Below are 13,572 nucleotides of genomic sequence, written 5' to 3'. Positions count from 1 at the left end.
GATTGCTCCGTCTTTCCTCCTTCTCCCATGCAGGAAAAGGATGTATCGGGTATTAGCTACCGTTTCCGGTAGTTATCCCTGTCTTGTGGGCAGGTTGCCTACGTGTTACTCACCCGTCCGCCGCTAGGTTGTTTAGAAGCAAGCTTCTAAACAACCCCGCTCGACTTGCATGTATTAGGCACGCCGCCAGCGTTCGTCCTGAGCCAGGATCAAACTCTCCATTAAAGACCAACCGAAGCTGGTTTATAGAAAGAGCGATAAGCTCATTTTGAAACTGACGAGATAAAAATATCTCTTGTTTGATTTTGCGAACAAAATCGTTTTACTCACTCGTTGTTCAGTTTTCAAAGATCAAACATTCAATGTCCGCCTCGGCGTTTCTTTCAACCCCTTAGCAACTTTTATAGTGTATCATATTCCATAGAATTATGTCAACACTTTTTTTTCGAAAGTGTTTTTCGCTCTTCTTGATAACACTTGAAGCGACAAGAAATAATATATCATACTTTTCTTGCATTATGCAACTCTTTTTTAAAATACTTAGTTAAGTAACAATACACTCGATATAAAGCTCTCTTTGCAGCATTAAGTTAATAATTTCCCCATCTACTTGAATCAACGGCCGAGTCGGATGATCTCGATCAGCGAAAATAATTTCCCCTGTACGGTTATCATTGAGGCGCACCTTGGTTCCATTATTGAATTGGGTTAACTTATGAATAAAAACTTGTACGACACTTGGGTCCAGCTTTCCAAATGATTCTGACTTGATTTGCTCTAGAACCAGATACGGTGATTGGGCAGGTCGGTATGTTTTCTCTAGAGTCATAGCATGGAATACATCAGCCACTCCAATGATTTTAGCGTAGATGTGGATTTGTTCCCCTTTAAGACGCAGTGGATATCCAGTACCGTCCACTTTCTCATGATGCTGAAGAGCTGCCAAACGCACACCTTCGTTAATAGCTTTCACATTTTTAAGCAACTGGTATCCTAGTGATGTATGGCGACGTATTTCTTCTTGCTCTTCCCACGTTAGTTTGGAGGGCTTATACAGAATGACCGGGTCCATTTTAGCGTTCCCTATGTCATGAAGCAATCCAGCAAAAGCCACTTGCATCCAATCCTTTTGAGGTAATCCGATCCATTGTGCAATGGAATAGGAAGTAAGGGAGGTTAGCACAGCGTTGTGAAAAATATAGTCCACTTCGATCATGGCGGGCGGAGTATAGGTCATTACATTATAGCGCTGAATGTGCACCAGTAAGGACTCCAATTGTCCTCGCAGTTCATATATAGATAAATTAGAGACGAGCACCGATTGAAATGCATTCTTAACGAGCATCACCATTTTGTCATACTCATCCTGAAATTGTTCAGATTCATCTCGTCCATCTAACGAAGGTCCTTGCGATTCAGATGTTCCAGATCGAACAGTCGTAGACTCGCTACTGGATTTTGTAAGATCATCCGTCCCTACCTCAACTTGCTGGATCAGGAACGCCTGTAAAATCTCCAAGTCACGCGGTAGCAGAATGCGCCCTTTCGGTAGCAGCAAGCTTCCCATTTCTGTAAATACATCGCTTTGCAATCTAAGTCCTGCTTTTAATTCGGATACGGGTACAGTTGTCATGGTCAACCTCTCTGTTCTCACAACAGCTGCTCCAGCTGCCAGTTATGATGTCATTATATTACTTGGGAATGATCCTGTACATTCATTTTATGCCATTTAAAGCATACTTGTCTGAATTCGTTAGCCAGAAAAAGAAAAAGACTCCCCGACCAAATAGTCAGAGAGTCTGTTCCATCTGAAATTTAATAACTACTGTTGTTTCCATATTCAGGCTCTTATTCGCCCTCAGAAGATTCTGGGTCGTTACCTTCCGCACCTTCTGTATTCGTTTCGAGAGATGGTTCAACAGATGATAGAGATGAGCCCTCTCCAGCTTCCTCACCCTCTAATAATTCTTCAAGCAGTTCATCCTGCTCCTCATTCTTGTTCGCTCGACAAACAGTTGCAACCGAATCATCATCGCGAATATTAATCAGCCTTACCCCTTGTGTATTCCGACCCATCGTGGAGATTTCCCCCATGCTAGTCCGAATCAAGGTGCCACTAGCTGTAATGATCATCAGATCCTCTTCGGTTTTTACAACCTTGAGACCGACAACCGGACCATTTTTATCCGTAACATTAATCGTCTTGATCCCCTTACCTCCACGGCTTTGGATACGATAATCCACAACAGGGGTACGCTTGCCATAACCTTTGGCCGTTACAATCAGGATATCCAGGCTGGTATCTACGATGTCCATACCAATTACAGCATCACTCTCATCAAGGTTGATCCCTTTAACCCCTGTAGCGCTACGGCCCATAGACCGTACATCACTTTCAGGGAAACGGATAGACATGCCTTGTGCTGTACCAATAATCATTTCCTGCTGTCCGTCCGTCAGCTTCACTTCGATCAGGGCGTCATCTTCACGCAAGTTAATGGCAATCAAGCCACCTTTGCGGATATTTGCATAGTCATCAAGTGGTGTCTTCTTTATGATTCCATGCTGGGTCGCAAAGAATAGATAGCTATCCTCCACAAACTCCTCGATTGGAATTACCGCATTGATCGACTCACCCTGTTCAATCTGAATCAGGTTAATAATCGGTGTCCCCCGGGCTGTCCGGCTAAGGTCAGGAATCTCATAGGCCTTAATCCGATATACCTTGCCCTTGTCGGTAAAGAATAACAAATGATGATGTGAATTCGTAATGAACAGATGCTCTACGAAATCCTCATCTTTGGTATCCATACCCACTACACCACGACCACCGCGTTTTTGACTGCGATAGGTAGTAACAGGAAGGCGTTTGATATATCCCGTATGGGTTACAGTAATAATAACATCTTCACGCGGAATGAGATCCTCATCCAGAATACTCTCTTCACCCACTGTAATTTCAGTGCGACGGTCATCAGCGAAACGTTCCTTAAGTTCGTTCAGCTCTTCGCTAATGATGTTGAGTACCAGATGCTCGTTCGCCAAAATCTCACGGTATTCCGCAATCTTTTGTATTAGCTCGTTATATTCGTTCTCGATCTTCTCACGTTCCAAACCGGTTAAGCGTTGCAGACGCATATCAAGAATAGCCTGAGACTGCTCAAGAGTGAGCGAGAAACGCTCAATCAGTCCTTCACGAGCTGCTTCTGCAGTTTGGGAAGAACGAATCAAGGCAATAACTTCGTCCAGATGGTCAAGGGCAATGCGCAAGCCTTCCAGAATGTGTGCTCTGGCTTCGGCTTTTTTCAGATCAAATTCTGTCCGGCGACGAATAACCTCGACCTGATGTTTGAGATAATGATACAAGACATCCTTCAGGTTCAAAATCTTCGGTTCGTTGTTTACAATGGCAAGCATATTAATACCGAAATTCGACTGCATAGCCGTATGTTTAAACAAATTATTCAGAACGACGTTCGGGTTCACGTCCCTACGCAACTCGATAACGACACGCATACCCGTACGGTCCGATTCATCCCGAAGATCCGTAATGCCTTCAATACGTTTGTCACGTACTAATTCGGCAATTTTCTCAACCAGACGAGCCTTATTCACTTGGTAAGGCAACTCATGCACGATAATCCGTGCTTTATTGCCAATCTCTTCTATGGTGGTCTTCGCACGCATGGTCACAGATCCGCGGCCAGTCTGGTACGCCTGACGGATACCAGAGCGTCCTAAAATATAACCTGCTGTCGGGAAATCGGGCCCTTGAATATAATCCATAAGTTCCATCGGCGTAATGTCGGGGTTTTCGATCAATGCTTGTACACCATCGATAACCTCTCCCAAGTTATGCGGAGGAATATTGGTAGCCATTCCGACTGCAATTCCGCCGACACCATTCACCAGCAAGTTAGGATAACGTGCAGGTAATACGACGGGCTCGCTCTCTTCACCATCGTAGTTCGGCATAAAATCAACGGTCTCTTTGTTCAAATCACGTAGCATTTCCATGGCAATCTTGGACAACCGTGCTTCGGTGTAACGCATCGCAGCCGCCATATCTCCATCCACGGAGCCAAAGTTACCGTGTCCATCCACCAACATATAACGCAAAGAAAAATCCTGCGCCATCCGCACCATCGTATCATATACAGCAGTATCACCATGAGGGTGATATTTACCGATAACTTCGCCGACGATTCTTGCCGATTTTTTGTAAGGCTTATCTGGCGACATGCCCAGCTCGGACATCGCGTACAAAATACGACGGTGTACCGGCTTCAGTCCGTCCCGCACATCAGGCAAGGCACGGCTAACAATAATACTCATGGCATAATCCATAAAGGATTCGCGCATTTCCACTCCGATATCCCTATTGATGATTTGCGAGTTATTTTGATCCGCCATGCTGGTCCTCCTTCTTATCCTTCAATACAATGCTCTCTATGTGAAAAGCCTAACAAGATACTGCCTATACACTCCGCTCTCTGCGCAGGATTTTGGCTGAAATCCTCATCTGTATAATTATATTACTTTCACAAAAAGAGCACAATTAAACACATCTGTCCTCTTTACAGCGTAAATCCCTCGTCATTCTCTCTCTGCCTGTAGCAGATCGCTATTCTCTTGTACAACTCACAAGCCCTGATTATAACAAATTCCCCAGAGCTGGGGATTAGCCCCCACCCTAAGGGCCTTTTCCACATACAATACGTATACGGTCAGGGTTCACTTAGCAAAATTCCGAAAAACGCCGTATTTCTCTATTATATCATTGTTTTACGCACTTGTCCTTTAGTTTCCCTTGTTTTGTCAAAGTGTTGCGGATTCCAAGTACATGACTCATATTTCGAAAAGAAAGGGATGAGATTACTTGTCTATTCAGCGAGTATCCAGTAAGTGGACCAAAACAAATGCCATTCTCCCCAATCCGACATTGGTCGCTTATGTACCGGAAACACGGTTGTACACATTTGATCACTTGAACGAAATGTTGGCCGTGTATGGTACTGTCTATATTAAGCCTGATAACGGTACTTATGGAAAAGGCGTTATGCGGGCAGAGAGGCTGACAGAACCGCTTCCGCCGACAGAAGAAGGAATCATCGAAGAGAGAACTTGGTATGTGCTTCGCTATGAAGTAGATACCTTCACCTTCGAAAGCCTAGAAGATCTGCATAGAGTGGTTTCTTCCCGCATACGAAAACGTCCATATCTGATCCAGCGTGGAATTCCACTTCTTCAGCATGAAGCACGCCCTTTCGATCTGAGGGTTTTAACCCAGATGAACTTAAGACACCAATGGGAAACAACGCTTATTGTAGGACGCGTAGCTGCTCCTGACAAAGTCGTCACCAATCATCACAGCGGTGGGACAATGCGCTTTTTCAATGAGCTGGTCGCTCCATACATGGATGAAAAGGAAGCTGTACGACTGGAGCAAAAATTATCAAAAATGGGCGAACGGGTAGCATGGCAGTTGCAAAAAAGATACCCACGTTTAAGGGAAATAGGATTAGATGTAGGACTGGATCAGCAAAATTATCCGTGGATTCTGGAGGTTAACACGAGACCAGCAATCAAGGTGTTCTCTTCCCTTCCAAACAAAAGCCTCTATCATAAAATATTCAGATATGCAGTAGGCTACGGCCGGTACTCTTCATCCACGGGTAAAGCCATACGCTCTAAGAAAAAAGCCTAAAACAATGAGATTAAATGTTCAAATGCACCCGGGCTGGTTAATGACAAGAAAAGGGACGCCCCTTTGGGCGCCCCTTGTGAACTCCTACAAAATACTACCTAATGAGCACGTAATACAGCCACTAGGAAAGAACATCACACATTAAAAATCAAGATTTTTCACGTACTTCGCATGTTCTTGGATAAAGTCACGACGAGGTTCTACATTATCACCCATCAAGGTATTGAACAGTGTATCAGCCAGCATCGCGTCACTGACAGTTACCTGAAGCATGGTACGACTCTCAGGGTCCATCGTAGTTTCCCAAAGTTGGGTCGCATTCATCTCACCCAAACCTTTATAGCGCTGTACATTGTACTTCGCGTTTTCTCCAAATTCCCTGATGATCTCATCACGTTCCGCCTCGGAGTTCGCATAACGTACAACTTTGTTACGCTCTACTTTGAATAGTGGTGGCTGAGCAATATAAATATAGCCTGCATCAATGATTTTACGCATGTACCGATAGAAGAACGTCAGCAACAACGTACGAATATGGGCACCATCGACATCCGCATCTGTCATGATAATGACCTTGTGATAACGGGCTTTGGCGATGTCAAAGTCGTCTCCGATCCCTGTACCCATTGCTGTTACCATCGACCGGATTTCATCACTGGACAAAATACGGTCCAAGCGTGCCTTTTCGACATTCAGGATTTTACCACGAATCGGCAAAATAGCTTGAAAGTGACGATCACGACCCTGCTTAGCCGATCCCCCTGCTGAGTCACCTTCGACAATGTACAGTTCACTAATCGAAGCATCCTTAGAGGAGCAATCCGCCAGCTTGCCTGGGAGCGAACTGATTTCCAGCGCGCTTTTACGACGTGTAAGCTCACGCGCTTTACGCGCTGCTTCCCGGGCACGTGCTGCTTGTAATGATTTGTCAACCACACGGCGGGAAACAGACGGATTTTCCTCTAGGAATTCCTGGAGTTTCTCTGCGAATAGGGATTCGACAATCCCTCGCACCTCACTGTTCCCCAGCTTTGTCTTGGTCTGACCCTCAAACTGTGGTTCTGGAATTTTGACGGAGATAATCGCCGTCAATCCTTCACGCACATCATCACCGGTCAAGTTGGCATTGTTGTCCTTAATCAAGCCATTTTTACGTGCATAATCGTTAATAATCCGGGTTAATGCACTCTTGAAGCCTGATTCGTGAGTTCCGCCCTCATGGGTATTGATGTTGTTAGCAAAAGAATAAATATTCTCGGTATAGCTGTCGTTATATTGCAAAGCAACTTCGACTTGAATCATATCACGCGAGCCTTCGACATAAATCGGCTGTTCATGTAACGCTTCTCTTTTTTGATTCAAGAATTGCACATATTCACTGATTCCGCCCTCGTAATGGAATGTATCGCTGGCGCCCGTCCGTTCATCAGTCAAGCTGATTGCAATGCCTTTGTTCAGGAAAGCCAACTCACGAATCCGCGTTTGGAGCGTATCATAATCGTATACAGTCGTTTCTGTAAAGATTTGATCGTCCGGATAGAAGGTCGTTTGGGTACCCGTCTCATCTGTATCACCGATGACTCTGACATCATACTGCGGAGCACCACGGTGGTATTCCTGCTCATACAGATGTCCGTCCCGTTTAACATGAACAATCATTTTGCTGGAGAGAGCGTTCACTACCGATACACCAACCCCGTGCAGACCACCGGATACCTTGTACCCTCCGCCTCCGAATTTACCACCTGCGTGAAGTACAGTCATAACGACTTCCAGCGCAGATTTTTTCATTTTGGCGTGTTCGCTTACCGGAATACCGCGTCCGTTATCTGTAACGGTAACGCTGTTATCTTCGTGAACCACAACTTGAATGCTGTCACAATAACCCGCCAGCGCTTCGTCAATGCTGTTGTCCACAACTTCCCAGACCAGATGATGGAGACCTTTGGCGCTCGTGGATCCAATATACATCCCGGGACGTTTCCGAACCGCTTCCAGGCCCTCGAGGACCTGAATCTCGCCCGCATCATAAGACGGTTGATTCATAGACATGCCTTTCACCTACTTCTATAGATTCTATGGTTAAGCATTGGCAACAAACTGGTTTGCCCGCTTTTTGAGTGTTGTTGAGGAGATGGGGGAATAATACACCGTATTCTGAGTCACTACGATGGACTTGGCTTCCTCTTCGCCAATCATCTCGACATGCTTTTGCTGTTGGGCGTGGTTCACGTATTGCTTGGAGATTTTAGAGGATTTTTCAATCGAGATATCGAAAATAGCCACAAGCTCTGACGAGCGGATGATTTTTTCTCCACCCAGATGAATATACATAGCGGTCACTCACTCCTTAGTGTTCCACATGCCCGTCGTGGACGTGATAAATATTGGCATCCTTGAGTCGTTCTGCGTTCAAAGTCTCAACCCCGGTTGCCGTGATAAAGGTCTGTACCTTGCTTTGGAAAGTCTCGATCAGCTGGGTCTGACGATAGGGGTCCAGCTCGGACAAAACATCATCCAGCAGCAAGACAGGATATTCACCAATTTCCTCATGGATTAACTCTATTTCGGCCAACTTCAAGGACAGGGCCGTCGTCCGCTGCTGCCCCTGAGAGCCATACGTATGCACTTCTCTGCCGTTAATGGCAAAGGCCAAATCGTCACGATGGGGTCCCGCCAAAGTCATGCCACGGCGGATTTCCTGTTCCCTCATTTGGGATAACTTTATCATAAATCGCTCCAATAAGACAGCTTCATCTTCTTCCTCTGGCTCACTGAAGGAGGGAACATAGGTTAATTTTAACTCTTCTGTCCCACCTGCGATCCCTTCATGAATGGCCTGAGCCCACTTTTGTAGCTTTGTTATAAATTGTTTCCGCTTTTTAACAATTTTAACACCATGCTCAACAAGTTGCTCATTCCATACCTCCAGCATCAGCTGCACTGACGCCATATCCTTACCCCAAGCTTGCTTGAGCAGGTTGTTTCGCTGAACCAATACTTTCTGATATTGCTGCAAATGATACAGATATCCTGGCGCAACCTGTCCGATTTCCATGTCAAGAAACCGGCGGCGAACCCCCGGTGTTCCTTTCACAATTTCCAGATCCTCAGGTGCAAACATGACCACATTTAACGAACCGATAAAATCGCTCAGTTTGCGCTGCTCCAGTCCGTTGATCTTTGCTTTTTTGCCTTGTGTGGATAACGCGAGATCCAGTCTGATTTTCCCGTATTTTTTATCCACATCCGCAGCTAGGTGAGTGGAAGTAGCCCCGAAAGAGATTAACTCCTTGTCGCGGGACGTTCGATGACTTTTGGTTAAAGCCAGTACAAAAATCGCCTCTACCAGATTCGTTTTGCCCTGCGCATTTTGTCCGATCAGCAAATTAACGGGCCCAAATTCATTCAGCTCCAGCTGTTCATAGTTCCGGTACTGCTGCAAAACAATGTTGTTCACAAACACATAGGGTCCCCCTTGTTACTCCGTACCTAAAAGGAGTCCTTGCCACCCAGGCGATCATGCTCCTGCTGTAACTTCGAAACTTCCGTTGTCCTCTACTTCTACGGTATCACCCGGGTACAGTTTTCTTCCACGACGTTCTTCCGGTTCACCGTTCACACGGACTTGTCCCTCTTGCAGCAGGGCTTTAGCCATGCCTCCTGTGGATACACAATCGGCTAATTTTAAAAATTGATCGAGCTTAATGTATTCGGTTTGTATAGATATCTGTTTCAAGGCTTGTTCATCCTTTCGCTTGTCCTCGGGTGGGTTAACGCTAAACGTCAGTTGGTTGTGCGATATGGCAGGATGATATACAGCGCATTGCTGGAATCTGCCGGTTTTAAAATAATGGGGCTCATAATGCCGGTAAAAGCAATCGTCAGTTGCTCGCTGTCAATCACCTTCAGCACGTCGAGCATGTATTTAGAGTTGAACGAAATTTTGAGCGGCTCTCCCTCAAATTTGGACACAGTTACTTCCTCACGCACTTTGCCAAGCTCAGAGGAACTAGAGGAAATCTCCAAACCGCCATTTTCCAGCGACTGCATTTTTACAATATTCGTTTTTTCCTCACGGGACAGCAAATAAGCACGGTCAATTGACTCACTTAAACTTTTTGTATCCACAATCAGTTCTGTTTTGTAGGAGGTCGGAATAATTCTAGAAGTATCAGGATAGGTGCCGTCCAAGATGCGGGAATAAAATAGCACCCGATCTACTTTGAATAATACCTGATTGTCCGCTACTACGATATCCACAAGCATATTTTGATCTGGAATAATTCTGCTCAGCTCATTCAGCGTTTTGCCCGCAATGACAACATTGCTAAAACGCAAGCCTTCAGACGTCTCCAAATGAGCGCTACGAGTGGCAAGGCGGTGGCGGTCCGTTGCCACAAACTTCAATTCACCCTCAGCCAGATTCCACAACACGCCAGTTAAAATCGGTGTCGTTTCGTGGGTGGAGATGGAGAATACCGTCTGTTTAATCATATTTTTAAGTAAATCTCCTGGTACAGAGATGACTTGATTTTCTTCAATGTTGGGAAGCACCGGGAATTCTTCAGGGTCCAAGCCAACAATCTGAATTTCAGTTGCGCCGGACGAGATAAAGGTTTGGAATTGGTCTTTTACCTCCATATGGATCTCCTGCGACGGCAACTTTTTGATAATTTCGACAAAGAATTTGGCAGGCAGCACAACACTGCCGGGTTGTTCGACCTGAACAACAGTTTGGTCACCATCCTCCATCGGAATAAAGGATTGAATGGAGATGTCTGTATCGCTGGCGGTCAGCGTTACTCCCTGGTGATTCACATCCAGCTTAATACCACTCAGAATTGGAATCGTAGTCCGACTTGATATCGCTTTGGATACATGTTGTATAGCCTCGTTCAAAACGTTTTTCAGAATGCTGATCTTCATAAGTTCCTCCTACGGGTTTTAATCCTTCAAGCACGCGTTGACGCGGGCCTTATTTAGGTGATGTATATCTTTAAAATATATTAGTAATAGTAATAGGCGCACTGAATATGTGGATAAGTCACTGTAACCCTAATAAAATCAAGCCTATCCACATGTGTATAAATTGTGTATAGGCTCTGAACTTATTCAGGTTGGATTTTTGATTTTTTCTATTAGGCTGTTGATAACTTTAAACAGATCCTGATCCACTTGAATGGATTTGGAGATTTTTTCGTGCGCATGAATGACAGTCGTATGATCACGCCCACCGAAGGCTTCGCCGATTTTTGGCAAAGAATAGTCGGTTAGCTCACGAGACAGGTACATGGCAATCTGTCGTGGAAAAGCTACAGCCTTCGTCCGCTTACGCGCTTTAAAATCCTCCAGCCGTAGATTGTAAAATTCCCCGACTTGATGCTGTATATCCTGAATCGTGATCATTTTTGGACGACTGGACGGGATAATATCTTTCAACGCCTCAGCCGCGAGATGACTTGTGACATCCTGATTGGTTAAGGAGGAATAAGCGACAACGCGAATAAGCGCCCCTTCCAGCTCACGGATGTTTGTATCAATTTGATTAGCGATATACATCATGGCCTCATTAGGAATATCCAGGTTCTCCGCCCGCGCCTTTTTCCGAAGAATAGCAATTCTCGTCTCCAGATCCGGCGGTTGAATATCCGTAATAAGTCCCCACTCAAAGCGAGAGCGCAGCCGTTCTTCCAGCGTTGGAATTTCTTTAGGCGGCCGATCGCTTGAGATTATAATCTGCTTGCGTTCCTCATGAAGGGCGTTGAACGTGTGGAAAAATTCCTCCTGCGTCGATTCCTTGCCCGCAATGAATTGAATATCATCAATGAGCAAAATATCAATGTTGCGATATTTATTCCGGAAACTTTCCCCGCGGTTGTCCCGGATGGCATTAATGAATTCATTCGTAAACTTCTCCGACGATAAATAAACGACCTTGCTGGTCGGATTGTGCTCCAAAATATAGTGTCCGATAGCGTGCATCAGATGCGTTTTCCCCAGCCCCACACCACCGTATAAAAACAGCGGATTGTAAGCTTTTGCCGGCGCCTCGGCGACGGCCAGCGATGCCGCATGGGCAAAACGGTTCCCCGATCCGATGACGAATGTATCGAATGTATATTTGGGATTCAGCATATGGGACACAGCTTCTTCATGAACGACCGGCTGCTGCTGAGGTTGTTGCTGAAGGTCGACCTCGGCGGGCTTGTTCTCTTCAATAACGAACTTGACCTCTAGTTGTTTGCCCAAAATTTCATAAACCGTTGCTCCGACTAGCTTGGTATAGCGGCTTTCAAGCCATTCCACGGCAAAAGTTGTCGGTGCAGAAATCACAATGGAGTGGTCATTTAGTTTCGCTGCCTTGGTAGCCTTAAACCAAGTGTCGTAACTCGGCTTACTCAGCTTGGTTTGTATGATGGATAGAATTTGCTGCCATAGTTCAGAGGTATGGCTGTCCACAGACGTCACTCCTTTTAAATCCTGACATTTTACCGAATTAAGCTGCAGAGAGCTGCTCTCGGCGCTTCGGCAAAACGCCTAAATCCCAAAAATGTTGTTGAAGGCCATAAAAAGACATACCGCCGCCTAAATCATGCGGCAGTGTGGTGAGAGAACGCAGCACAAAATGACCCTGAAAAATAGCTAATGGAAATTCCGCTGCTGATCAGCAGAAGAAAGGCGATATTTCTCAGGAGGGAATGTGCGGCACGATCCGTTCTCTTGATCCCGCAGGCCAAAACGGGACTGCAATATGTCGAAATCAAATGAAAAATGTAGAATATATCCCCAGAATCCCGAATCCGCACAAAAATAAAAAGATGGATAAATTGAACTTGTTCACAACTTTATCCACAGGGTGTTGATAATATGGAGGGTAAAACAACATATTCACATTCAAAAGTAATATCATCATAGCAAAAGAAGCCTTGTATTTCAATGACTGGTGGTTATTTATCCACAAATTCAATCTGTTGTGTACAATTTTTATTCACAACACAAGATATTGTTTATAATTTGTTCAGTTTTCGACAATAACTCTTTTTTACTCTAAAATGTTATGCACAGGTTATGACCATTTAAATCACAATTCAGTTCTTTTTGTGGATCTGTGTATAACAGCCGTTGCCTTTTGGTCACAGAGGCTTATTTTTCTGTTGAAAATTTCCGGTAACGTTTCCGACATTATTTTTGAACGAACCTGATAACGTCGATCTGAAAATAGGATGGATTCAAGTTACAGAATGAATAAATGTAAAAAACCGTTTTTGGAGGAGCGAAAACGACAAATAGAATGCTGATGATGGAGGGAGAGGTGAAAGAAGTTTTATGAAGTAAGGGGATAAAAGAGTGAAGTGAGTGAGCGGGAGGAAGGGGAGGAGGCTTCCTGAATGCGAAAAAGAGGGAGAGGATTCACAAGTACATTGACTTTGGCCGCTATTTGTGGTTAAATGTACAAAGGTGTTTTTTGTGGAGATTGCTACGTTAGGTATATTCCATATAAAACGTATTCCTTGTAAGGAGGTGCAGCACAATGAGACCGACTTTCAGACCGAATGTCAGCAAACGTAAAAAAGTTCACGGCTTCCGTAAAAGAATGAGCACGAAGAATGGCCGTAAAGTTTTGGCAGCTCGTCGCCAAAAAGGTAGAAAAGTATTGAGTGCGTAATGCGTGCATAAAGACCACTACGGTGGTCTTTTTTTTCATAATTGAGGTATTCAGGGATCGGATTCCTTCTTTTATTGTTGTAAAAAATGTAGTGAAAGAAGAGGGAGAAGTCCAGCATCCTGTCCTATATTAGATGAAGCTTTTGAAAACGGATATAAAATAAGCGAGATTACCATGTTGGAATGTTGTCCATACT

10 protein-coding genes and 1 rRNA gene are annotated in these 13,572 nt (G+C 44.8%); 2 read left to right on the top strand and 9 right to left on the bottom strand.

Annotated features, from left to right (window positions below; all coding sequences use genetic code 11):
- The 3 genes from GRP75_RS01170 to gyrA form a co-directional block, all read right to left on the bottom strand.
- Nucleotides 1-225, bottom strand: a 16S ribosomal RNA gene (locus GRP75_RS01170); the annotation flags it as partial.
- A gap of 319 nt (nt 226-544) precedes the next feature.
- The gene (locus GRP75_RS01165; RefSeq protein WP_160788404.1) at nt 545-1,633 is read right to left on the bottom strand and encodes an HD-GYP domain-containing protein; all 1,089 of its coding nucleotides are present in this window, start codon (nt 1,631-1,633) and stop codon (nt 545-547) included.
- A 215-nt stretch (nt 1,634-1,848) separates the two neighbouring features.
- On the bottom strand, nt 1,849-4,413 hold the full coding sequence (gyrA, locus tag GRP75_RS01160; protein WP_028540987.1) for a DNA gyrase subunit A: 2,565 nt from the start codon (nt 4,411-4,413) through the stop codon (nt 1,849-1,851).
- Between the two features lie 466 nt (nt 4,414-4,879).
- On the opposite strand from gyrA, the gene GRP75_RS01155 reads away from it, so the two are divergent.
- Nucleotides 4,880-5,707, top strand: coding sequence for a YheC/YheD family protein (locus GRP75_RS01155; protein WP_160788397.1), 828 nt, complete (start codon nt 4,880-4,882; stop codon nt 5,705-5,707).
- Between the two features lie 141 nt (nt 5,708-5,848).
- On the opposite strand, the gene gyrB is transcribed toward GRP75_RS01155, so the two are convergent.
- The 6 genes from gyrB to dnaA form a co-directional block, all read right to left on the bottom strand.
- The gene (gene gyrB / locus GRP75_RS01150) at nt 5,849-7,759 is read right to left on the bottom strand and encodes a DNA topoisomerase (ATP-hydrolyzing) subunit B (RefSeq protein ID WP_013308100.1); all 1,911 of its coding nucleotides are present in this window, start codon (nt 7,757-7,759) and stop codon (nt 5,849-5,851) included.
- A gap of 30 nt (nt 7,760-7,789) precedes the next feature.
- On the bottom strand, nt 7,790-8,041 hold the full coding sequence (remB, locus tag GRP75_RS01145; protein WP_007433255.1) for an extracellular matrix regulator RemB: 252 nt from the start codon (nt 8,039-8,041) through the stop codon (nt 7,790-7,792).
- Nucleotides 8,042-8,057: 16 nt separating this feature from the next.
- Nucleotides 8,058-9,173 carry a DNA replication/repair protein RecF gene (gene recF, locus GRP75_RS01140; protein ID WP_013308098.1) on the bottom strand — a complete coding sequence of 372 codons (1,116 nt, stop codon included), beginning with the start codon at nt 9,171-9,173 and terminating at the stop codon, nt 8,058-8,060.
- Nucleotides 9,174-9,227: 54 nt separating this feature from the next.
- A complete protein-coding gene (yaaA, locus tag GRP75_RS01135; RefSeq protein ID WP_023986416.1) occupies nt 9,228-9,446 on the bottom strand; it encodes a S4 domain-containing protein YaaA in 219 nt (72 codons plus the stop codon).
- Nucleotides 9,447-9,493: 47 nt separating this feature from the next.
- The gene (dnaN, locus tag GRP75_RS01130; RefSeq protein WP_023986415.1) at nt 9,494-10,636 is read right to left on the bottom strand and encodes a DNA polymerase III subunit beta; all 1,143 of its coding nucleotides are present in this window, start codon (nt 10,634-10,636) and stop codon (nt 9,494-9,496) included.
- A 186-nt stretch (nt 10,637-10,822) separates the two neighbouring features.
- Nucleotides 10,823-12,169, bottom strand: coding sequence for a chromosomal replication initiator protein DnaA (gene dnaA, locus GRP75_RS01125; RefSeq protein WP_023986414.1), 1,347 nt, complete (start codon nt 12,167-12,169; stop codon nt 10,823-10,825).
- 1,072 nt (nt 12,170-13,241) lie between these two features.
- Here dnaA and rpmH point away from each other — a divergent pair.
- The gene (gene rpmH / locus GRP75_RS01120; protein WP_007433250.1) at nt 13,242-13,376 is read left to right on the top strand and encodes a 50S ribosomal protein L34; all 135 of its coding nucleotides are present in this window, start codon (nt 13,242-13,244) and stop codon (nt 13,374-13,376) included.
- Nucleotides 13,377-13,572 lie beyond the last annotated feature (196 nt).

The organism is Paenibacillus sp. OT2-17, assembly GCF_009827695.1.
Taxonomy (GTDB): Bacteria; Bacillota; Bacilli; order Paenibacillales; family Paenibacillaceae; genus Paenibacillus; species Paenibacillus polymyxa_B.
This window is presented reverse-complemented; position numbering and strand designations above follow the sequence as displayed.

Excerpts from the sequence above, each read along its gene's own strand:
- remB (WP_007433255.1), bottom strand. The coding sequence starts at position 8,041 with ATGTATATTCATCTGGGTGGAGAAAAAATCATCCGCTCGTCAGAGCTT.
- GRP75_RS01165 (WP_160788404.1), bottom strand. The coding sequence starts at position 1,633 with ATGACAACTGTACCCGTATCCGAATTAAAAGCAGGACTTAGATTGCAA.
- gyrA (WP_028540987.1), bottom strand. The coding sequence starts at position 4,413 with ATGGCGGATCAAAATAACTCGCAAATCATCAATAGGGATATCGGAGTG.
- rpmH (WP_007433250.1), top strand. The coding sequence starts at position 13,242 with ATGAGACCGACTTTCAGACCGAATGTCAGCAAACGTAAAAAAGTTCAC.
- dnaN (WP_023986415.1), bottom strand. The coding sequence starts at position 10,636 with ATGAAGATCAGCATTCTGAAAAACGTTTTGAACGAGGCTATACAACAT.
- gyrB (WP_013308100.1), bottom strand. The coding sequence starts at position 7,759 with ATGTCTATGAATCAACCGTCTTATGATGCGGGCGAGATTCAGGTCCTC.